The 19729-nt window shown below is 44.6% G+C and carries 24 protein-coding genes; 15 read left to right on the plus strand and 9 right to left on the minus strand.

The annotated features are described in order from the left end of the window. Positions 1-41 precede the first annotated feature (41 nt). Positions 42-680, plus strand: a complete 639-nt coding sequence (locus MHI21_RS03665) for a pentapeptide repeat-containing protein (protein ID WP_342419458.1) — start codon at positions 42-44, stop codon at positions 678-680. Between the two features lie 9 nt (positions 681-689). On the opposite strand, the gene MHI21_RS03670 is transcribed toward MHI21_RS03665, so the two are convergent. After that, the gene (locus MHI21_RS03670) at positions 690-2204 is read right to left on the minus strand and encodes a PLP-dependent aminotransferase family protein (RefSeq protein ID WP_342419459.1); all 1515 of its coding nucleotides are present in this window, start codon (positions 2202-2204) and stop codon (positions 690-692) included. 115 nt (positions 2205-2319) lie between these two features. On the opposite strand from MHI21_RS03670, the gene MHI21_RS03675 reads away from it, so the two are divergent. From MHI21_RS03675 to MHI21_RS03705, 7 genes are all read left to right on the plus strand, one after another. Beyond that, positions 2320-2931: a pyridoxamine 5'-phosphate oxidase family protein gene (locus MHI21_RS03675; protein ID WP_061831284.1), complete on the plus strand. Its 612-nt coding sequence runs from the start codon at positions 2320-2322 to the stop codon at positions 2929-2931. A gap of 200 nt (positions 2932-3131) precedes the next feature. After that, complete coding sequence (locus MHI21_RS03680; protein ID WP_342420170.1) at positions 3132-3716, plus strand: TetR/AcrR family transcriptional regulator; 585 nt, start codon at positions 3132-3134, stop codon at positions 3714-3716. A gap of 113 nt (positions 3717-3829) precedes the next feature. Further along, positions 3830-3931 carry a hypothetical protein gene (locus tag MHI21_RS03685; protein WP_014599460.1) on the plus strand — a complete coding sequence of 34 codons (102 nt, stop codon included), beginning with the start codon at positions 3830-3832 and terminating at the stop codon, positions 3929-3931. Positions 3932-4281: 350 nt separating this feature from the next. Further along, entirely contained in the window at positions 4282-4737 is a 456-nt protein-coding gene (locus MHI21_RS03690; protein ID WP_013308689.1) for a MerR family transcriptional regulator, read from the plus strand. A gap of 40 nt (positions 4738-4777) precedes the next feature. Continuing rightward, positions 4778-5989 (plus strand): MFS transporter, encoded by a 1212-nt coding sequence (locus MHI21_RS03695; RefSeq protein WP_342419460.1) that lies wholly within the window; start codon positions 4778-4780, stop codon positions 5987-5989. A gap of 27 nt (positions 5990-6016) precedes the next feature. Beyond that, complete coding sequence (locus MHI21_RS03700; protein ID WP_023986945.1) at positions 6017-6445, plus strand: universal stress protein; 429 nt, start codon at positions 6017-6019, stop codon at positions 6443-6445. Between the two features lie 42 nt (positions 6446-6487). Beyond that, the gene (locus MHI21_RS03705) at positions 6488-7906 is read left to right on the plus strand and encodes an aldehyde dehydrogenase family protein (protein WP_342419461.1); all 1419 of its coding nucleotides are present in this window, start codon (positions 6488-6490) and stop codon (positions 7904-7906) included. 112 nt (positions 7907-8018) lie between these two features. Here MHI21_RS03705 and MHI21_RS03710 read toward each other — a convergent pair whose 3' ends face one another. The 4 genes from MHI21_RS03710 to MHI21_RS03725 all read right to left on the minus strand — a co-directional run bounded on the left by MHI21_RS03710 (position 8019) and on the right by MHI21_RS03725 (position 10569). Beyond that, complete coding sequence (locus MHI21_RS03710; protein ID WP_076265259.1) at positions 8019-8813, minus strand: SDR family oxidoreductase; 795 nt, start codon at positions 8811-8813, stop codon at positions 8019-8021. An 84-nt stretch (positions 8814-8897) separates the two neighbouring features. Then, the gene (locus tag MHI21_RS03715) at positions 8898-9185 is read right to left on the minus strand and encodes a DUF1330 domain-containing protein (protein ID WP_322161478.1); all 288 of its coding nucleotides are present in this window, start codon (positions 9183-9185) and stop codon (positions 8898-8900) included. Between the two features lie 33 nt (positions 9186-9218). Next, a complete protein-coding gene (locus tag MHI21_RS03720; protein ID WP_069291065.1) occupies positions 9219-9569 on the minus strand; it encodes a nuclear transport factor 2 family protein in 351 nt (116 codons plus the stop codon). An 88-nt stretch (positions 9570-9657) separates the two neighbouring features. After that, positions 9658-10569, minus strand: coding sequence for a YafY family protein (locus tag MHI21_RS03725; protein ID WP_342419462.1), 912 nt, complete (start codon positions 10567-10569; stop codon positions 9658-9660). Positions 10570-10983: 414 nt separating this feature from the next. Between MHI21_RS03725 and MHI21_RS03730 the strand changes: the two genes are divergently transcribed. Next, positions 10984-11550: an NAD(P)H-dependent oxidoreductase gene (locus MHI21_RS03730; RefSeq protein WP_342419463.1), complete on the plus strand. Its 567-nt coding sequence runs from the start codon at positions 10984-10986 to the stop codon at positions 11548-11550. An 881-nt stretch (positions 11551-12431) separates the two neighbouring features. On the opposite strand, the gene MHI21_RS03735 is transcribed toward MHI21_RS03730, so the two are convergent. Then, positions 12432-12938, minus strand: coding sequence for a hypothetical protein (locus MHI21_RS03735; protein WP_342419464.1), 507 nt, complete (start codon positions 12936-12938; stop codon positions 12432-12434). 384 nt (positions 12939-13322) lie between these two features. Continuing rightward, positions 13323-13787 carry an AbrB/MazE/SpoVT family DNA-binding domain-containing protein gene (locus MHI21_RS03740; protein ID WP_013308700.1) on the minus strand — a complete coding sequence of 155 codons (465 nt, stop codon included), beginning with the start codon at positions 13785-13787 and terminating at the stop codon, positions 13323-13325. Between the two features lie 530 nt (positions 13788-14317). On the opposite strand from MHI21_RS03740, the gene MHI21_RS03745 reads away from it, so the two are divergent. Together MHI21_RS03745 and MHI21_RS03750 are read left to right on the plus strand one after the other, a co-directional pair. Further along, positions 14318-14689: a MerR family transcriptional regulator gene (locus MHI21_RS03745; RefSeq protein WP_069291070.1), complete on the plus strand. Its 372-nt coding sequence runs from the start codon at positions 14318-14320 to the stop codon at positions 14687-14689. A 264-nt stretch (positions 14690-14953) separates the two neighbouring features. After that, a complete protein-coding gene (locus tag MHI21_RS03750) occupies positions 14954-15718 on the plus strand; it encodes a MerR family transcriptional regulator (protein WP_254327348.1) in 765 nt (254 codons plus the stop codon). 65 nt (positions 15719-15783) lie between these two features. Here MHI21_RS03750 and MHI21_RS03755 read toward each other — a convergent pair whose 3' ends face one another. Both MHI21_RS03755 and MHI21_RS03760 read right to left on the minus strand, forming a co-directional pair. Further along, positions 15784-16257, minus strand: a complete 474-nt coding sequence (locus tag MHI21_RS03755) for a hypothetical protein (protein ID WP_250267424.1) — start codon at positions 16255-16257, stop codon at positions 15784-15786. 90 nt (positions 16258-16347) lie between these two features. Further along, complete coding sequence (locus MHI21_RS03760; RefSeq protein WP_025719270.1) at positions 16348-16827, minus strand: GAF domain-containing protein; 480 nt, start codon at positions 16825-16827, stop codon at positions 16348-16350. A 340-nt stretch (positions 16828-17167) separates the two neighbouring features. On the opposite strand from MHI21_RS03760, the gene MHI21_RS03765 reads away from it, so the two are divergent. The 4 genes from MHI21_RS03765 to MHI21_RS03780 all read left to right on the plus strand — a co-directional run bounded on the left by MHI21_RS03765 (position 17168) and on the right by MHI21_RS03780 (position 19713). Further along, positions 17168-17461: a hypothetical protein gene (locus MHI21_RS03765; RefSeq protein ID WP_061831300.1), complete on the plus strand. Its 294-nt coding sequence runs from the start codon at positions 17168-17170 to the stop codon at positions 17459-17461. Positions 17462-17629: 168 nt separating this feature from the next. Continuing rightward, complete coding sequence (locus tag MHI21_RS03770; RefSeq protein WP_342419465.1) at positions 17630-18226, plus strand: GNAT family protein; 597 nt, start codon at positions 17630-17632, stop codon at positions 18224-18226. Beyond that, entirely contained in the window at positions 18210-18968 is a 759-nt protein-coding gene (locus MHI21_RS03775) for an energy-coupling factor transporter transmembrane component T (RefSeq protein ID WP_342419466.1), read from the plus strand. The genes MHI21_RS03770 and MHI21_RS03775 overlap by 17 nt, the downstream gene beginning before the upstream one ends. Positions 18969-19125: 157 nt before the next feature. After that, positions 19126-19713 carry an ECF transporter S component gene (locus MHI21_RS03780; RefSeq protein ID WP_235307211.1) on the plus strand — a complete coding sequence of 196 codons (588 nt, stop codon included), beginning with the start codon at positions 19126-19128 and terminating at the stop codon, positions 19711-19713. The last annotated feature ends 16 nt before the right edge of the window (positions 19714-19729 follow it).

Genomic DNA, 19729 nt, shown 5'->3' on the forward strand with positions numbered 1-19729 from the left:
AAATGTCCTAGAGGGCTCTCAATCGTGGAGGTAGAGGTATTATGAAAATTAAAATGGAGTTGCCAAAGATTCCTGTCGACTTGCCCGTATTAAATGAAGAAATGTATTCCTTACGATCCAAAGGCGAATATCGTATGGGGTCTGTAGAGGATATGATTTTGGATAATGTGGAAGCGGTTAAGGTTTCCTTAGAGAAGATGACTTTTAAAAATGTAACGATCATGGAATCGGCATTGCCGGAAAGTGAATGGACAGACGTTATTTTTGATAAATGCGATCTATCGAATGTTCATTTTTCAGGCTCCTTTATCCATCGGGTAGAGTTCAGAAACTGTAAATTGCTTGGAACAGATTTCTCCAGAAGCAGGCTCCAAAACGTTCGCTTTTCGGATTGCTTAGGGGATTATTCGATGTTTCGTTTTGCTAATTTTAAGCAAGTTGGTTTTGAAGATTGTTCTTTAATAAGTGCCGATCTGTATCATTTAACACTACAAAAGACCTTTTTTAACCGTTGCAATCTGGATCAAGCGATGCTATCCGGGTCCAAGCTCAAAGGGATTGATCTGAGCGATTGCGAATTTGATGGGTTACAGGTGGATATAGAAGATTTGAATGGCTGCATCATTTCACCGCATCAGGCTTCATCATTTGTGGGGCTGTTGGGGCTAGTGATTAAATAAGGGAATTCCTCATTGATTTTTAATATGGTCCCAAGCCTGGCTCAGACGATTAAACCCTTCAATAATTTGTTGCTCCGTTAAATGGGCAAAGATAAAGCAGGCAGATGGAGGTCCCGGTGTCAGTTGGTAATCGGCGGCATCACGCCATGTGACTCCGTAAAATCGTGCTGTCTGCATCAAATGATGGTACTGGGCAGACTCATGCTTCCAGATGGCATAGGCATGTAGTCCACAATCGTTCTGATGCCAGTGAAATAGTTCACTTAACTGCTGTATTTCACGCTGAAACACGTCGTAGCGTGATCTGTATATTCGAGTCATCCGACGCACATGGCGTACATAGTCGCCGCGCATCATAAAGCGTGCCAGTGCGCGCTGTTCCAAGCGGGCAGGCGGCAGGGGATCATATAGTCGTTTGGCAGCTGTCAGCGCTTGGGCCAATTCAACGGGCAGAATCGCAAATCCGAGTCGAAGGCTGCTGAACATGCTTTTGGAAAAGGAACCGACATAGATCACACATTCCGCGCGATCCAGTGCTTTTAACGGCTCAATGGGTCGTCCTGCCCAGCGGAATTCACTGTCATAATCGTCCTCAATGATCCACGCTCCCTTGGATGCTGCCCATTGCAAAAGGTGTTGACGGCGTGCTAATGGCAACACAGCACCCGTTGGAAACTGACGTCCCGGCGTAACAAACAGCAATTTGGAATCCCAATCCTGTGGGACAATTCCATGTTGATCCATTTCAGCAGCATGTATCTGTCCGCCTGAGGCAGTAACTGCACGATAGATGCCGGAATAACAGGGATTCTCCAATACAATTCGATCTTGTTCATGAATAAGCAACTGACTTAATAACGTGATCACTTCCATGGAACCACTGCATAATACGACTTGATCCGGGGTAGCCGTTATTCCGCGTGTTCTGCCAACATGATGGCAAATCGCTTCGCGCAGCCATTCATCACCGTTCACTGGTGCAGTCGTCGTATCAGCCGAGGGCCTTTGCAGATCTTTTCCAGCGGCAGTCATTGCGCTTTTCCATGCGATCTGTGAATTGCCCTCCAATACAACTTCTCCTGCCTGGAAAGAAATCAAAGGCGGTTGCGCACGGTCTCTATCTGTAGCAGAAGCAGGAGACGACTGTAAGTTTCGTTCCCTTTCGATCTGCATGATTCGTTGTCCCCATGCTGATAGAGCAGGGGCTTTTTGTTTTGCGACAGGTGAATTTTGGTTCTGCTGGCTGATTAGAGATTTGTCGGGCAGCACCGCTGTCTGTTCCATAACAAAGGTTCCTCTGCCTACTGTCGAATCTACATATCCTTCTGCCAACAGCATATCGTATGCTTCTTTAACGCTACCTCGCGAAATTCCATACATCACAGCCAGATCACGAGTGGAAGGCAGACGCGTACCACTGGCTAGGGAACCATTGAGGATTCCCTCACGAAGAGCATGATACAATGCCAAATATTTTAAATGATACTTTTGAAGCGCACGCTGATAAGCAATCGTAATATTCATACTCTTCTCCTTCGATTGGACCACTCATTTTCATTCATATTGGATCTTTTTATGAATCCATTTTCAACATAATCTGAAATGTATCATTGGTCAATAGATGGAAGGAGAGTTCCCTGTGAGAAGAAAAGAATTTACGGTGGCAGAACAAGAGGAAATAGAGCAGTTTCTGAGCGAGGTCAGTTTCGGATTTTTAGGCATGAACAGCGAGGATGGTTTTCCGCGTGTGGTTCCCTTGAATTTCGCTTATGGAAACGGCGTTTTTTATATTCATGGCAGCCGTGCTGGAGAAAAGATGGAACGGATGAAAGAGGATAATCGGGTTACTTTTTCAGCCGCCAAAGAATATGCGCTCATTCCGTCTTATTTTACGGATGAACATATGGCATGTCCTGCGACATCATTTTTTAAAAGTATTACCGTGCGTGGTCATGCGGAGCATGTAGTGGATTTGGAAGAAAAAGCATCGGCCTTTTCCATTTTTATGAGTAAGCTGCAACCGGAAGGCGGGTATGACACGATTGATGCCAGCGATTCTCGGTATGCTTCACGCTTGAAAGGGGTCGCTCTGATCAAAATTGTACCAGAGGAATGGACTGCCAAGTTTAAATTCGGTCAAAATGTCAAAGATCAGGAACGTCAGCAAATTATCGACGGCTTGCAACAACGGGGGCTGGATGATGATCTGACAACGATTGAGATGATGCGCAAATATTGTCCTCATCACTGAGCGTAATAAATTCCTGCTCGCTCACCATCAGTTTGGTTAATTATACCTTGTAGGCAGATGCCCTTGATTTTCCAAAACTTTCAGTCCTTCTGTATTAGGACTTTTGAAGGACAGGTATATATCATCCTCAAGCCCATTGTTCTTACTGCAAAGGAACTTTATAATACGATAGATTTGTGGCGTAAGGGGGCAAGACCGTGATGAGAGCAGGAGTCAGAAGTCGGGAAAGTCGAAGGTTGTTACTGGAAGCGGGGGCTGAAGAGTTCGCTCAGACGGGGTTTTATCAGACTAAGGTAAGTTCGATCGCGGCACGTGCAGGATTGACGCAGCCGGATTTTTATATTCATTTTGAAAGCAAGGAACAAATGTATGAAGAGCTTGTGGAGAGCTTTCGTACTTTGGTGAATGATACGGTACAAAGCATGAAGATTGGCCCAGACCAAAGCGAGGCTGAAATTTTGAGACGGGGACAAGTGTTTCTGGAAGCTATTTTTCGCGTGTTGTCTAACAATCCGGCGATCACTCGTGTCGGATTTTACCAGGCGGCAGACTCGGTGCGCATTAAGGCGGAAATGGCCGAGCAAATTAAAAAGCATCTGCTGGCGGCGCAACGATGGGGCTCCTGCCGTGAGGAACTGGACCCTGAATTGACAGCAGAATGCGTGATCGGCTTGATTGAACGGCTGACGTTAACTAAATTGCTGCCTGGACGTGAAAGTCCGTCTGTGCTTGCCAAGCAGGCACGAAACCTCCTGTATCACGGCATGCTCGGGTCCGAAGAATAACAGGACAGTACAACCCCAACCTAGATTTGGGCGGTTGGTGCGGCATTTGTCCCTATCATGAATGATGGCATAAGCATAAGATGCTCTTGTAAACCATGAAGGGAGGAATCACCATGTCTGGAGTAGGCGCTGGTTATGGAGCTTTTACATCTACAGGAGCGATTCTGGTACTTTTTATTCTGCTCGTTATTATTTCCAAAGCATTCGTCATCTAATTCGTAGCTCATGAATCTGATTTCGGGCGATTTGTTGTAATCGACAGAGGGAGGAGGAACTTAAGATGGGTGAAGTAGAAAGAGGTTGCGGTGGTGGTGGCTACAACATGTTTACTTCCACTGGTGTCATTCTGGTACTCTTCATTTTGTTGGTTATCATCACACGTACCATTTTCATCTAAAGCGATATTCATGGGCTTGAGCACCGATGCTCGGGTCTATGACCGTGCAAGCCAAACTAGGAACCGTCTCTAATAGAGGCGGTTCCTTTTTTATATCAAAGTTTACGTTGACGTTAACGTTATAGAGGCGTAGTATTTATATATAATCTTTTTCATAAGGTGGGTGTCATGGTTACGTATAAAATTGATGAGGTCGCCAAACAAAGCGGATTAACCAAGCGAACCATTCGTTATTATGAGGAAATCGGCTTACTGCCCTCTCCGCAGCGCAGTGAAGGAAATATGCGCCTGTATACGCAGGAGGATGTGGATTTACTAAAAAAAATAGTGAGTGCCAAGGAAGTACTTGGATTCTCCTTGCAAGAACTTCAGCGTTACATGTCCGCAGCGGAAATGCTCAAGGGTCAGCGGGAGGAATATCGCGAGCGAACAGAGCATTTGCAACCGAACGAGCGACGGGCCATGTTGGAGGATATGGAAGGTACACTGAACGAACAGTTGGAATTAATGGAGGGAAAAATCAACAGCATCCGTATGCTCCAGACTGAGCTGGAGGAGTTGCGGGTTAGGGTGCGTGAACGCAAGGTTCTTCTGGATGAGGAACTTGATCACGACCCGTCATAACAAGAACATTTACATTCAGATGTGGAGGTAACATCATAATATGAGTTCACAACATGCATTACCTGAAGAGTTAAAAGAACGCTCAGGCTTGCTGTCTCAACCCAAAGCGGTATGGGCGGTTGCCTTTGCTTGTGTTATTTCATTTATGGGTCTGGGATTGGTCGATCCGATTCTTCCGGCCATTGCCGATCAGCTTCATGCTACGAAAAGCCAAGTGTCATTGCTGTTCACCAGCTATAATCTGGTAACAGGCGTTGCGATGCTGATTACGGGCGTTGTATCTAGTCGATTGGGTGTCAAATGGACACTACTAACCGGGATTTTGTTTATTATTGTGTTTGCCGGACTGGGCGGCACAGCCAATACAGTTGGCGGAATTGTGGGCTACCGGGCAGGCTGGGGTTTGGGGAACGCTTTGTTTATCGCAACAGCGTTGTCTGCCATTGTTGGTCTGTCCACTTCTGGAACAGCTAAAGCAATTATTTTGTATGAGGCGGCATTGGGCCTTGGGATTTCAGTGGGTCCGTTGCTGGGCGGTGAGTTAGGTTCCATTTCCTGGCGTGGTCCGTTTTTCGGTGTAGCCGGACTGATGGTAGTGGGATTTTTGTTCATTACGTTTATGCTGCCTTCGATTCCAAAGCCTAAAAAACGCGGTTCCATTGCCGATCCGTTCAAAGCACTCAGTTATCCGGCTTTGCTCACGCTCGGTATTGTAGCGTTGTTATATAACTTTGGATTTTTTACGTTGATGGCGTATTCTCCATATGTAATGTATCTGGACGAGCATGGTTTAGGTTATGTGTTTTTTGGCTGGGGAATTATGCTGGCCTTTACCTCGGTGTTTGTAGCACCGAAGATTCAAGCACGCTTGAGCGTGGTATCTTCCATTAGTATCATGCTGACGCTGTTTGCCATTGATTTAGGTGTTATGGCGATTGGGACGATAGCTGGTTCACCAACGACTGTCATTGTCGCCGTCATTGTAGCTGGTATTTTTCTGGGGATTAACAATACATTGATTACAACTGCTGTTATGCAGGCTGCTCCAGTGGAGCGCTCGACAGCATCTGCGGCCTACAGCTTCATGCGGTTTTTGGGCGGGGCAATTTCGCCGTGGCTTGCAGGGAAGCTGTCAGAGTGGTACTCAGCAGAAACCCCATTTTATTTTGGAGCATTGATGGTACTGATTGGCGTAGCTGTGCTGATCGTACGTCGTCGACATATGCAGGATATTCAGGTGGATGCACACTAAGATCGAACTTCTGAGGAGGAAAAGAGTATGAGCGAATACAAACATATTCTGGTCGCGATTGATGGTTCGGAACATGCTATGAATGCGTTGCAGACAGCCAAAACGTTGTCTAAGCAGCTTCAGGGGAATCCACATCTGACTGTATTGCATGTAAACCCGGCTTTATCCATGAATGAGCCCCCGGTTGGGGTTGATGTGGATGAGCGAATCGAAGAGGAAGGTCGTCATATCTTGGAACCAGCATCCGACTATTTGAAGGACGAGGGTATTTCTTACCGTATGCTGGCGGGTCACGGTGATCCGGCGAGTGTCATTTGCGAAAGTGCAAAGCAGGAAAAGACGGATTTGATTATTATGGGAACGCGAGGCAAAGGACTTGTTTCCGAAATGATACTAGGTAGCGTGAGCCATCAGGTGATTCAGCATGCACCTTGTCCGGTGTTGACGGTAAAATAGATGGTAAAAGGAACGTTGATACCAAAAGAAGGAGGAAAAAGCATGCAGCAGCATTTATTTATCGGTGGAGAATGGAAAGCAGCTTCATCGTACACGACGTTGAAATCACCGTATTCCGGGGAAATCATTGCTGAGGTGGCAGAGGCCACAGCAGAGGATGCCAAGGCTGCTATTCAAGCGGCCTCTGATGCACGCTCGGAGATGCGGACCATGCCAGCGCACCAGCGGTCAGCCATTTTGGAGAAGCTGGCTGACCTGCTGGAAGAGCGGCGTGAGGATGCAGCGCGCATCCTTGCACGTGAAGCATCCAAACCATGGAAGGCTGCGCTGGCGGAGGTTGACCGGACGGTGCAAACCTACAAGTTCGCAGCTGAAGAAGCTAAACGGATTCACGGGGAAACCATTCCGCTGGATGCCGCACCGGGCGGCGAGGGCCGTATGGCCTACACGCTCAAAGAACCAGTAGGGGTAGTCGGAGCTATTACACCATTTAACTTCCCGATGAATCTGGTTGCTCATAAAGTGGGTCCCGCGCTGGCAGCAGGCAATACGGTCGTATTGAAGCCTGCGGAGCAGACGCCGTTGTCGGCTTACTTGATTGCGGAGCTGCTGGAGCAGGCTGGATTGCCTGCGGGCGCTCTTAACGTGATCAGCGGCGATGGTAAAACCATTGGCGACGTACTTGTCACTGATCCACGCGTCAGCTATATCACCTTTACCGGTAGCCCGGCGGTCGGTACAGAAATTCGCTCCAAGGCCGGCTTGAAGCGGGTCACGCTGGAGCTGGGTTCCAACGCGGCCGTTATTATCGACCGTGATACGGATGTGGACGCGGTCATCGACCGCTGTGTGAGCGGAGCCTTTGCCAATCAGGGACAGGTGTGCATATCGGTTCAGCGTATTTACGTTGTCGATGAACTGTATGATACCTTTGTATCCCGATTTATAGAAGCGACTCAACGTTTAAAAATTGGAGATCCGCTAGAGCCGGACACGGATGTATCCGCGCTTATTTCAGCCAAGGATGTCGAACGTGTCCGTGAGTGGCTGGAAGAAGCGGTTCAAGCAGGTGCGAGGATCGCTCTGGGTGGCCAAGCCAAGGGAGGTATTTTGGAGCCGACGGTTTTGCTTAATGTGGACCCGACTTCCAAGGTGTCCTGTCGTGAAGTGTTTGCCCCGCTTGTGCTGATTCATTCTGTTAGCTCTATAGATGAAGCCGTAAACCATGTGAATGATTCGATCTATGGCCTGCAGGCGGGAATTTACACGCGTGATATCACGACCGCGCTGGATGCAGCGGACAAACTTGAGGTTGGCGGTGTGGTAATCAATGACATTCCAAGCTTCCGTGTTGACCATATGCCGTATGGTGGTGTGAAGCAAAGCGGCACTGGACGAGAAGGCGTAAAGTATGCCATGGAAGAAATGCTGGAAACAAAGCTGATCGTTATTAAACGGTAGTAGTTATATAAAAGCCTATCTGATGGACATAGATAATACGTTTTACGTATGTCTGCTCATTAGATGGGCTTTTTTTTCACCTTTTGCGCGATTGTCAGATGAAAATAAAGTGTTAGACCGTTGGAACTGTTCCGCCGTCAATATTATATTCACTTCCTGTAATTGAAGCGGCCCGGTCGGATACCAGAAAAGCAACAAGCTCAGCGACTTCTTCTGGTAGTCCTGGACGACCAATTGGAATTCCTCCCAACGAGTCCATCAGTTGCTTTAATGCACTTTCTCGGTCACCTGTCGTCTCAGCAATCCGATCAATCAAACTTTGTGCTGCTTTCGTTTCGATAAAGCCTGGCGCAACTGTATTAATACGAATGCCCTGAGGCGAAAACTGCTTGGATAACCCTTTGCTGTAAGTAGTTAAAGCTGCTTTGGCTGCAGCATAAGCCAATGTTGCATCATATAGCGGCAAGCGACGTTGAATAGATGAAATATGAATAATAACACCGGAACCCTTTTCCACCATAGCTGGCAGCAGTCCACGGTCTAAACGGACGGCAGCAAACAGATTGGCGTTAAAAGTTTGCTGCCAATGCTCGTCTGTCAAGATAAGAGCTCCCCCAGATGGGGCTGACGAGCCTCCAACATTGTTGACAAGAATATCTACACCGCCTAGGCGCTCAAGAACACTGTTTACTACTTTATCTACACCTTCAGGCGTACTAATATCGGCTGGAATAAACAGGTCTGGATTTTCTAAATTAACTGGAGTAGTTCGAGCCGTAGTTATTACGGTAGCACCTGCAGCTGTAAGTCTCTTAGCAATAGCCTCTCCCATTCCTTTGGTACCGCCTGTGACCAAGGCCCTTTTGCCTTTAAACTCACTTAAAATGCTTTCTAATTGAAAACTCATGCGAATAATTCCTCCTAAATTCTACAATGTGGTTGAGAAATACCTCTAGGTATCTCCACTCCGAGTTCACTTGTCTTGCGAACCTTACAAACTATCGACAATGACACCCCGGTACCGCCCTCCGCGCAGTCGATGCTTTAGGGCTTTTTGATAGGCTGGACTAAAGTACCAAGCTTGTGCTTCCTCAAAAGTGGGGAATTCCAAGATGGCCAGCCCTTCAATAGCGGGTCCTTCGAGGACTTGGTATGCGCCATACATTGCTAGGGGTTTGACGGAATGTCCCGCCAAACCTGCCGGTGCCAACTCAGAATAGAGTTGGAGTTCAGTTTGATCGGTACTCTGTTCACGTATAAAAACAACATAAGCGGGCATATTCGTTTTCCCTTTCTTATTTTTTTAATTCCTTTACGGAAGTGTAATAATCAGTTCTTTAATTTTATTGTTGTTTACTAGAAATTGATGTTTAAGTAGGAGTGGATCGGGAAGATTTGATTTATCAAAGTCTCCGTCTACTTTCGCAATTACGACGATGGTATTATTACTGTCATCCATATCCACGATCTCAAAGGTGACATTCGGCCTCAATATTTCTGCTTCACACCATGATTTTATGGCTTCCATACCTTTGATTTCGCGATGATTATCCAAGATCAACGCATCTTTATCGAAAGCGGAAGTAAGTACTTCAAGCTGGGATTTGTTCGCTGATGTAAAGTAAGTTTCTACTGCCGGTGGCAGGGTTCTATGTGGATTCATTGATCCTTCAACCTCCTATGGTGAGTATGTTGTGAGCGATAACTTCAAACTCATCATAGCAGTAATAATATGACTACATGGTGTCATATTATAGAGGATCATTTAAATTTCTTTTCATCGTTTCTAAATGAGACAATATTCTTGTACGTACTTGTTCGGGGCTAACCTCTATAAGGAGGGGACCAAAGGACAGCAGATAACTGTCCAGCCAATTGCCTACAGGAAATTGTGCCGTGACGGAATAAGAGCCGTCTTCCTTCTGAGTAATTGTTTTCTCGGCAAATTCATCGTATACGCGGTAAGCTCCTTGAGCAGAAATGTGAAGAGTTACTTCTATGGTATGAAGCAAGTCGTTCATCTTTGTATCTGTAGATGCTACGACTGTTCTTGGCTCATAACTATTTTCGGTAACTGCAATCTCTTTCATTCGGCTAATCTTAAATACACGATGACTTTCGGTATTTAAACAGTAACCTTCCACATACCAGGATTTATCTTTAAACAAGAGCTTGGCAGGTTCGACGCTACGATAACTCTGTTCCCCGGCGACGTTATAATAGCGGAACTTTATAACACGGTTTGTGATTATTGCGTTGCGTATAAGAGTGAATAGCTGTCTCTGGCTGTTCTGGCTTCCCCATGGCGAAAAATCTACTTCGATCCAGTTTCCCATGTCTTTTTTAAAAAGCCTACTCAACTTGTTTAGCACTTCTTCTACCTGTGGGATGGTAGCTGTAGCTACACTCTGAAGGGCCATTAAGATATCATCTTGTTCCTGCTCGGACAGTAAAGAGGTGTTAAAGACATAACCCTCCATCAATGATATTCCGCCCCCCTTGCCTCTACTGCTGTAGATGGGAATCCCAGCTGCGCTTAAGGCATCTATGTCCCGATAAATCGTTCGTGTGGAAACCTCAAAATGCTCTGCCAATTCATCAGCAGTCACTTTTTTCTTATGGAGTAACATATAAACGATTTCAAAATGTCTGCTTAACGGCATACGCTTCACCTCTCTCGGTAGCATACACCTTATAACATGACATTATAAAGTCATATTAAGTGATTCTTGACATCACACCTTAATGGACATCAACTGGTGGCCTTTATTTTCTTTGAACAGCGATAATAACATTGCCTTGGGATCAGATCTTTTTACAATCTTTTATATAAAGTTGAACAAAAAGCACTTGCAAAGTAAAAAGGAATATACTATACTGAGGCCAATCATTAGTAATTGATCAATCACTAACTGAATTAACAAGCAACGGAGGTGATATTCATGAGCAGGATACCGCTCAAGTTTACTGAACGTATCTTTATCGGAACTATGGATTGAGCATATTCAGTTGATTGAAGGAGCACGAAGTTAAGTAATTGATCAATCACTTATTTTAAAGTGAATGGAGGAGAGAACATGAAGCATCTTATTATTTACGCACATCCATCCGAGGGAAGCTTTAATCATGCAATTTTGACCACAGCAGTCGAGGGGCTAAAGCAAAAAGGACATGATGTGGTTGTTCGTGATCTATATGCAATCAACTTTCAACCTGTGGTTAGCAGCAGCGAGGTTATTGGAGGAATCGGAGAAGATGTTGTACGTGAACAGGAATTTTTGCAATGGGCAGAGGTAATCACCTTTATTTATCCTATTTGGTGGACGGGGATGCCAGCCATTATGAAGGGATATATTGACCGCGTATTCTCTTACGGATTTGCTTATAAATATGTAAATGGAGTGCAGATGGGAATGCTCAAGGGAAAGAAAGCTATTATCCTCAATACGCAAGGGAAATCACATGCGGAATATGCCAGCAATGGTATGGATCAAGCCCTTCGCCTGACGTCCGACAAAGGTATATTTGAATACTGTGGACTTGACGTCATGTATCATCTATTTTTCGAGTCGGTACCTCAATCTGATGAAAATACGCGTAAGAAGTGGCTTCGCCAGATTGCAGACATGTCCAGCAAAGCCTAATATTTATGTTCAGAGCCAGAGGATTAAGCATTAGGGGAATCGAAGTAGCCAGTGGCTAACCCAAAAGGCATCACGTGCATCTACAGGCGGCACCTTTAAGCAACGATCTGTTGACCATTCACAGTAAATATTCCCCATAGATTAACAAAATTACTCACTTCAGTAGTGGTTGCAAAATGTGGTTGTAACGACCCCATCGAACGATGAGAAGAATGTTTAGACAAGGTGTGTATCTCTCCTTTAAATTGAATTTTGCAACGATCCCTATTGTCAGCCCGTTAATTAAAAAAGGCAGTCCATCCCTTCTGGACGGCTGCCTTTAATTATTTTTGAAGTTGACTTCAATAAAATGAGAGGTTACTCATTTGTAGTTCTATATGCGCCTGTGCTGCCCTTTTCGGGTTGATTTTAATTTTACAGAGCGCGAGTAACGGAGAAGACGGCAATCATTTGATTGGTATCGTATCGTATATGGACTTATTGCAGCAACTTTTTATGCAATCCTGACTTTGACCAACAAATTCATTAGGAATATGAATGGACTGGAGATCACGATTGTACAACTATTATTATCATCGATATTCTTGATTCCTGTTCTTTTTATTACTCAAGAGAAATTAGAAATATAGATAAAGTCTGCCCTTGCATACAGTAGAATCTATGGAAAAGGAACATCAAACTTCATGTAGATACCTTCACAGTAGATCCTACTGTTGTGGTTCTACTGGGGGGACTATAAAATTATACATTTTTATCCTCCTTCAACAGTGGATTCATTCTTATAAGTCCTAGCATGTTTTTTTAGTATAACACACGAAATTCAACTTAATTATGCTAAAAATACCATATATCGACTCCTTGTTAACCTGCCCGCTAGCTAATTAATCAATTGAAACAATTTGCCATGCGCCATCTTTATCTTTTTCAAAATAGAAGATATATTGTATATCGGGTGAATATCCTTCTTCATTAATCAGTCGTTCCCCTACAACAGGTATCAATATCCGATTATTTTCTTTTACAGCTTCGGCAATACTAGTAAACTTCACCGGATGATCGAAGAGGTAATCGTGACCTGTTCCGACGTCTGCACCTAGCACAGCATGGAATTGATCCAAATCTTTTGACACGAAGGCAGCTACTGCTACTTTGAGTTTTGTTATCATGGCATCCTCAATAAGAGGGTCTTTAACATCATTCCATTTGATCTCGTCTAAGCTTTGCAGGTCGGCTGATGGATCTATTCCTTCTTTTACTACCGTTTCTGAGGTTGTTGGTACTGTTTCATTGGTAGATGTATCCGTTGTTTCCTGCTTTCCACAACCAGCAAACGCACTTACACTTACGGAAAGTAGAAGAATTGAAATAATTTGAGCAGGTTTGTTCATATTAGATTCACACTTCCTTTCTCTTCCTATAACGAATACTATTTTTTTATGAGGAGGAGATGTAATGAAATTACGAAAAGCTGACGAAATGGAAAAGTATAGGCTGGCCCACCATAGAAAAATGAATAAATAAATGAAATGACCTTCTCAGATTAAAGAAGGTCATTTTTTAATTCAGGAATCATTATTAAATGTAGCACAGCCTTCTGCTTATAGGCGTTATCGCTTGCAAGTCATTCACTGGTTCTTTATACCTAGTGTGGAATTTTCGCATGGACGTTCATGCGTTTTGTCGGTTAGCTATGATGCTGCGTATCACGGTTCAAAAGTAGCTACACATGATGAAATCTCTGGTGTATATCTATGTAGGGTATCAAGCTGTAGTTAGAGCATTTTTTTGAGCTGGGATATACGGGCTTGGGAAACCTCAAGTATTTTGGCATATTCGTGCTGTGCTGCATTGGGGTGTTTTTGCATTAATTCTTTTAGACTTTCGATCATCTGTTGTGTCGATCGTCGCAGACGTTTGGGCTCTTTAATAGATCGTTGTGAGTTGGATAAAGCTGATTTGGCTGGTCTTAGGATAGGGCTAAAATGTATTCCCTTTTTTAAACTTTCAATACATTCCCCGCAAATAAAGCTGTCTCTAAAATAAGTTAATTGTTCTGTTGAACCACACATTTTACACGTCACCCCAGTATATTTTCGAAAGGCAAGAATACCAGTTTCCTCATCTGCAAAAATCTCAACAGGATCACCCACATTATAATCCATGGAAATTCGCATTTCTTTGGGAATAACGATGCGGCCTAACGCATCTAGGGGACGTGTCATACCTGTACTTTTCAAATGATAACCTCCTTTTTTTATATCCTTATAATACTAAATAGTTATGATAAAAAAGAATAGGCTTAGAGAAGCAATCGCATATATTTAGTAAACTGTTGAAAAGTATACAAGTAATTTCCAAAATATGTTTTGTTATGGAGAGAAACGTGTTGAGGAGATTATAAAGAATTTCCGATATATATTCATAAAGAATATTCTAGGTGGCAATTGATTCCCATGTTGTATGAGGTGGCGTTTGGTGTGTACGATTGGACGCAGTATAAGGCAGTGCGGGTATTAACTCGATTAGCACGTGAAGGTCTCTAGACCGACCAGATTGTGGACGATATTATCAGTCATGTCGACGATTTTCGTTATGAGGCACAAATGCCCACGTTCTATTTTCTATCTGGATTAACGGGCCATAAGAAGGTTGCCTCGCTGCTGCAAGGTAGTAGGAATCTTAATTTTGCACTCTTTACTATGAAAACTTATACTTATCGTTAAAGCTGACTTGAAGAGAAAATAAAAGAACGAGGAGGGGAATAACTATGTACTCCATTAAAGAAGTTCAAATGAAGAGCGGATTGCCCGCATCTACTCTTCGTTACTATGAAAAAGAAGGCATATTACCTGATGTGGGTCGGGATGAAGGTGGAAGAAGGGTATATACCGAAAAACAAATCGATTGGATTAGGTTCCTTATGGCTATGAAAGATACAGGGATGACCATTGAAGAAATTAAGGCATACCTTGAGCTAAATGTAAAAGGAGAAGCCACAATCCAAGAGAGAAGAGACTTCCTTGTAGCCCACAAAAAGAAAGTAGAAGAACATGTGGCACAAACGCAGCACAATTTGGAGAAAATTATTCAAAAGATAGCTTTTTATGATCATGTGGTTATGGGGAAAAGCCTTTCTTAGGTATCGTATGATCTGTAAATAGTGGTAAAGTCAAATCGAATATATGGAGCCCCCGGCATATTTGAGAATACGTGCTGGAGGGCTTTTTTTGCATAGATTTCTAAAGATGCAGATTCTAGGTCGTAAGTATGGAAAATGGTTGGCAAATGGGCGGTTCACAACGCGCTTACAGGGTAAAAGTGTAGTACCAAGGTGGGCAAGTGGGGGCGTTGACTCTCACGCCACGTGAGACTGTACACTGTCAAACAAGGGAGGTGAAGCGGAATGGCTTATACGGTGAAGGAAGTATCTAATCTGTCGGGAATCAGCGTACGAACATTGCATTATTATGATGAAATCGGATTGCTGAAACCGCATCATATTGGAAATAATGGATATCGCTATTACGAACAGGAACAACTGTTGAGGCTTCAGCAAATCATGATGTACAGGGAACTGGATTTGCCTTTATCTGAAATTGGAAATGTGCTGGAGCAAACCAAGGAACAAAAGGCCGAGGTTTTGCAGGAGCATCGAGCCAAGGTCGAGGCCAAAGTCTTCCGCTTGCATACTCTCCTACAGACCATCGACGAAACGGTGGCTCATTTGAAAGGGGAACAAGCAATGAAACCAGAGCACATGTACCAAGGATTTAATCCGGAAAAGCAGGAAATGTATGAACGTGATTTGACAGACCGTTATGGTCAAGAGGCTCAGGAAACAATTCAGGAGAGCAAGACGGCGACGAAGAACTGGAGCAAAGAGGATTATTTGGATTCGCAGGCAGAGGCTGACCAGATTCATCGGCGGCTGGCAGAAGCCATGAATAAAGGATTGAAGCATAACAGTGAAGAAGTACAGGCGCTAATCCGCCGTCATCTTCAATGGGTAAGCCGATTCTATACCCCTACAGCAGAAATTTATAGTGGGCTGGGAGACTTGTATGTAGAGCATGAGGATTTCAATAAAATGTATGAAGGCTATCGCCCCGGACTGGCTGAGTATTTGCGAGACGGGATGAAGGTTTTAGCCGAACGGGAATTAAATTAACAAAGGGGTGAACAACAAGCCAATTCCGATGGCCTGCTGTTCACCCTTTTTGTGTGTAAAGCAGCTTACATGCTGCTTTGTGCTGTTCTCATGCCTTGCTGACTGTTGTTTCCGTAATGTTGCATGCCACTGCTTGCGAAATGCTGTCCAGTCGTTCCCATATGTTGCGGAAAGCTGTGATTCATGTGGCTTCCTGTATTAAAGGAGGTTGGTTGCATACTGCGGGAAGCAAAGCTATCGCCAAATCCAGGCTGAGTCATTTGATTGCTGGAACGGATGGAGTTTTCCAACTGACTACACAGTTGAATCACTTGCTGGTATTGCTGCATAGCCTGCTGGTGATGCTGAATTGCAGTTTGGATCATTTGAGCTGCGCTTCGTTCACGTTGCACCAGGCTTTCAAGACTGGATGCATTTTGTTGTTCCTGTTGCAGCAACTGCTGATACATGGCAGTTCCTTGCTGTGTTTGTTGTACCAATTGCTGCATGATTTGTTCACATTGATGAAGTTGTTGTTGTGGAGCCATGTTGTTGTACATGAATCATCAATCTCCTTCGCCGGATAGTTTTGGGTTTCAGACCCTCCTATATTGTGGCGAAGGAAGACGATATATATGCGCTATTTTTGGTTATAGGCTGGCTACCAGAATAGCCGTAAATTCCTCTAGGAATACACGATCTTCGTGATCAAAGCGGCCTTTTAGTGGGCTGTCAATGTCCAGCACTCCAATCAGTTCCCCATTCTTGACAAGCGGAATAACGATTTCACTATTGGAAGCAGCGTCACAGGCAATATGTCCTGGAAACGCATGTACATCATCTATAACAAGCGTTCGTTGTTCTGCGGCTGCGGTACCGCATACGCCACGTCCTAATGGAATCCGTATACATGCAGGTAAGCCCTGGAAAGGACCAAGTACAAGCTCAGTGCCATCATAAAGATAGAAACCGCTCCAATTAATATCTGGAAGGAAATGACCAAGTAGTGCTGAAGCATTTGCCAGATTGGCAATGGTATTGGATTCATCATGAATAAGTGCCCGGAGTTGTCCAAGAACCGATTCGAATTGTTCATGACGTGTGCCTTCGTAAGGAATAGCTTGAAACATGTAGGGTTCACGCTCCTAACATTAAATTTTTACATTAAGTGTTGTATATATCGTAAAAAATAGGTAATTATCCAATTCACTTTTACCATTGGTTAATTAATTCAAGATATAACGATTGTATATATTCAGTCAAGTGGAAAATCACTCTGTAACCTTTTCGTACACTCCGTACTCTAATCTCTGTACAGAATCATTTTGGGAAGGGGAAAGCTATACGTTTTAGCGGGACAAACAATATAGAAAGTAATTCAGCGAGGGTTGCCCTCATCTGTTTCCAGCTTATCCTCTATGGGTAAAAACAGTGTAACATGGTGGCCTAGGCCAGGGAGGAGTTACAATTATGCATGCAGATGTTCAGAACTTGTTTATCCGTATACAGATGCTTTCTTATGCACATCAGAACGATCTCACGGTAAGAGATATTCAACCTGTGTTGGAAGAGCGCGGTTACCGTGTAGGAGAACGTGAGGTCAAGCAGGAGCTTGAAAACCTGACGCAGGAAAACTTTCTGACACCGCATGATGATATGTTCAGCATTACCGGCGCAGGGATCGATGAATTACAGGAAATTCAGTCGATGCTGGGCGTACTGTACAAGGATGTTGTGAAGAAACCGACTCGCACCACAGTTTAATCTCTTATAATATAGAAGATGCCCTTCTAATTCCTAACCCTAGGAACAGGAGGGCTATTTATATATATATAAGCTTCGCAGCTTTAAATAAGGTTGTGTTTGTTGAAGGTGTATGCTTAAATGTAGCGTATATTTATTGTCATTTTAATGCTGGAAGGATGATTGAACATGTGTGCATATGCATGTAAGGGGCATATACCACTGCTGGAAAGTGCGCGTCTTCGGCTGCGAAGGATGGAAAGCGGGGATGCGGCTACAATGTTCGCTTGCTGGTCTGACCCGGAGGTTCACCGTTATATGAACCTTTCTGGTATGTCAGGACGTGAGGACGCAGAGGATATGATTGAGCTGTTGAATGAGCTGGCGAAGACGGAGGATGCGCTGCGCTGGGGAATAGAGCTGAAGGAGAACGGGAAGTTGATTGGAAGCTGTGGTTTTAATTATTGGCAGACGGAGGGAGCTTATAAAGCCGAGATTGGTTATGAAATAGCCAAGCCTTATTGGCGACAGGGTTACATGACCGAGGCGCTACGCTTGGTTCTGTCATTCGGGTATAACACGATTCGGTTGAATCGGATCGAAGCGCTGGTGAACCCGCGCAATACAGGCTCGCAAGCTCTGCTGTCCTCGATGGGCTGGACACAGGAAGGACTGTTGCGGCAGGTGCAGCATACATCTACAGGCTTTAAGGATATGCTGATGTATTCTTTACTGCACGAAGAATGGCTCAGACTGGAGGCACAACGAAATGCTGTTTCAGTATAACGGCGGTTCATCACCACTGCACAAGCTAGGGCCGTTAAGTAAGCTAATATGGGTGGGATGCTTTAGCCTCCTGTCGATGGTTTGGGATTCGACGCTACGGGAAGCAGTTCTCTTGGCTGTACTGATTGCCGTGGCTGGCTTGGGCGCACGTTTGCCCTTAGAACGCCAGCTTCGGGCTATGTCATTCCTGATTGGGTTAGGCATCCCGTATTTTATACTGTCTATCCTAGCGATTCGAGAAGGACATACCGTGGCTGCATGGGGACCCATTGTGATTACAGCAGAGGGACTGGACATCGCAGGGGCGTTAACGTTGCGGATTTTTGTGTTGTTTTTGGCATCTTATATCTATCTCTCGACGACCGATCCCCGAGATTTTGTGCAGGCATTGAATCTGCGCTTGCGTGTTCCTTATCGGTTTGCGTTCGGTATTTCGGTGGCACTGACGTTTCTCCCCTTATTGGAAGAAGAAGGGAGAACCATTATGGCAGCACGGCGTGTTCGTGGACAGGAACCACCACGAGGGTGGAGCAATCGGTTATCATGGTGGAGCGGGTATGCGGCTGCCGTGTTGGTGAATGCTGTAAGACGGGTTCAGCAGACGGCGCTGGCTATGGAGGGCAAAGGTTTCGGTGCTTATGCAGAACGGACATATCTTCGTACACTGAACAATGGGCGTTTAGGCAACTTATGTGCGGTGACTGCTGTATTAACTACGGCTGTTTTATGGTGGAGCTTATAAAGTGAAGCCTCTTATTTTCGGCCTTATTGTCAACCTGTTAAATATAATTAGGTTGACAATAAGGCCGCAGATGAATACATTTATATAATAACAGCTTGTACAAGGAACAGAGCTGTAGTCTTATAGATTAGATAGGGAGAGGAGTCAAGAAATACATATGAAGGAATCTCGTATGTTTGCAAAGTTTACAACGCTGGATATCGTACTCATGGCGATGCTGGCCACGTTGAACGGTGTCATGACCGTGTATTTGTCGCTCATTAACAAAACATTAAACAGTCTGGGAGGGCCTATCGCTACTTCCTCTATTGTCGGGCTGTACATGATATACGGCTTGTTGGCTTATTATATTATTCGTAAGCCGGGTACGGCGGTTATTGCTTATGCATTTGGCGCGGTGGTGCAATCCTTTATGGGCTCTGCCTATGGAATTGCTTCTATTATCGCGGCGGCTGTCTGCTATATGATTGCGGCTGAGTTGGTATTTGCCTTGTTGCGGTATCGACGCTGGAACGCAGTTTCGCTGATGCTAGTGGGTGGGGCTATGGTTCCGCTGTGGTTTATTGTCGCAGCCAATATGTTTGGCTATATGCATTGGGGCTGGAAGGTGCTGACGATTGCACTGGTCGTTCGTATCCTGAGCGGCATTGTCCTGTGCGGTCTGCTAACGAAAGTGCTGGGTGATGCTTTAAATCGTACGGGACTGTTAAAACGTTTTGAACTGGGACGCGCTTCACGTGCATAGCCGTGGCTATACATGT

Origin of the sequence: Paenibacillus sp. FSL H8-0168 (assembly GCF_038592955.1) — a bacterium.
Classification (GTDB): domain Bacteria; phylum Bacillota; class Bacilli; order Paenibacillales; family Paenibacillaceae; genus Paenibacillus; species Paenibacillus polymyxa_B.

Excerpts from the sequence above, each read along its gene's own strand:
- MHI21_RS03665 (WP_342419458.1), top strand. The coding sequence starts at position 42 with ATGAAAATTAAAATGGAGTTGCCAAAGATTCCTGTCGACTTGCCCGTA.
- MHI21_RS03670 (WP_342419459.1), bottom strand. The coding sequence starts at position 2,204 with ATGAATATTACGATTGCTTATCAGCGTGCGCTTCAAAAGTATCATTTA.
- MHI21_RS03680 (WP_342420170.1), top strand. The coding sequence starts at position 3,132 with ATGAGAGCAGGAGTCAGAAGTCGGGAAAGTCGAAGGTTGTTACTGGAA.
- MHI21_RS03685 (WP_014599460.1), top strand. The coding sequence starts at position 3,830 with ATGTCTGGAGTAGGCGCTGGTTATGGAGCTTTTACATCTACAGGAGCG.
- MHI21_RS03690 (WP_013308689.1), top strand. The coding sequence starts at position 4,282 with ATGGTTACGTATAAAATTGATGAGGTCGCCAAACAAAGCGGATTAACC.
- MHI21_RS03695 (WP_342419460.1), top strand. The coding sequence starts at position 4,778 with ATGAGTTCACAACATGCATTACCTGAAGAGTTAAAAGAACGCTCAGGC.
- MHI21_RS03700 (WP_023986945.1), top strand. The coding sequence starts at position 6,017 with ATGAGCGAATACAAACATATTCTGGTCGCGATTGATGGTTCGGAACAT.
- MHI21_RS03705 (WP_342419461.1), top strand. The coding sequence starts at position 6,488 with ATGCAGCAGCATTTATTTATCGGTGGAGAATGGAAAGCAGCTTCATCG.
- MHI21_RS03710 (WP_076265259.1), bottom strand. The coding sequence starts at position 8,813 with ATGAGTTTTCAATTAGAAAGCATTTTAAGTGAGTTTAAAGGCAAAAGG.
- MHI21_RS03715 (WP_322161478.1), bottom strand. The coding sequence starts at position 9,185 with ATGCCCGCTTATGTTGTTTTTATACGTGAACAGAGTACCGATCAAACT.
- MHI21_RS03720 (WP_069291065.1), bottom strand. The coding sequence starts at position 9,569 with ATGAATCCACATAGAACCCTGCCACCGGCAGTAGAAACTTACTTTACA.
- MHI21_RS03725 (WP_342419462.1), bottom strand. The coding sequence starts at position 10,569 with ATGCCGTTAAGCAGACATTTTGAAATCGTTTATATGTTACTCCATAAG.
- MHI21_RS03730 (WP_342419463.1), top strand. The coding sequence starts at position 10,984 with ATGAAGCATCTTATTATTTACGCACATCCATCCGAGGGAAGCTTTAAT.
- MHI21_RS03735 (WP_342419464.1), bottom strand. The coding sequence starts at position 12,938 with ATGAACAAACCTGCTCAAATTATTTCAATTCTTCTACTTTCCGTAAGT.
- MHI21_RS03745 (WP_069291070.1), top strand. The coding sequence starts at position 14,318 with ATGTACTCCATTAAAGAAGTTCAAATGAAGAGCGGATTGCCCGCATCT.
- MHI21_RS03750 (WP_254327348.1), top strand. The coding sequence starts at position 14,954 with ATGGCTTATACGGTGAAGGAAGTATCTAATCTGTCGGGAATCAGCGTA.
- MHI21_RS03755 (WP_250267424.1), bottom strand. The coding sequence starts at position 16,257 with ATGTACAACAACATGGCTCCACAACAACAACTTCATCAATGTGAACAA.
- MHI21_RS03760 (WP_025719270.1), bottom strand. The coding sequence starts at position 16,827 with ATGTTTCAAGCTATTCCTTACGAAGGCACACGTCATGAACAATTCGAA.
- MHI21_RS03765 (WP_061831300.1), top strand. The coding sequence starts at position 17,168 with ATGCATGCAGATGTTCAGAACTTGTTTATCCGTATACAGATGCTTTCT.
- MHI21_RS03770 (WP_342419465.1), top strand. The coding sequence starts at position 17,630 with ATGTGTGCATATGCATGTAAGGGGCATATACCACTGCTGGAAAGTGCG.
- MHI21_RS03775 (WP_342419466.1), top strand. The coding sequence starts at position 18,210 with ATGCTGTTTCAGTATAACGGCGGTTCATCACCACTGCACAAGCTAGGG.
- MHI21_RS03780 (WP_235307211.1), top strand. The coding sequence starts at position 19,126 with ATGAAGGAATCTCGTATGTTTGCAAAGTTTACAACGCTGGATATCGTA.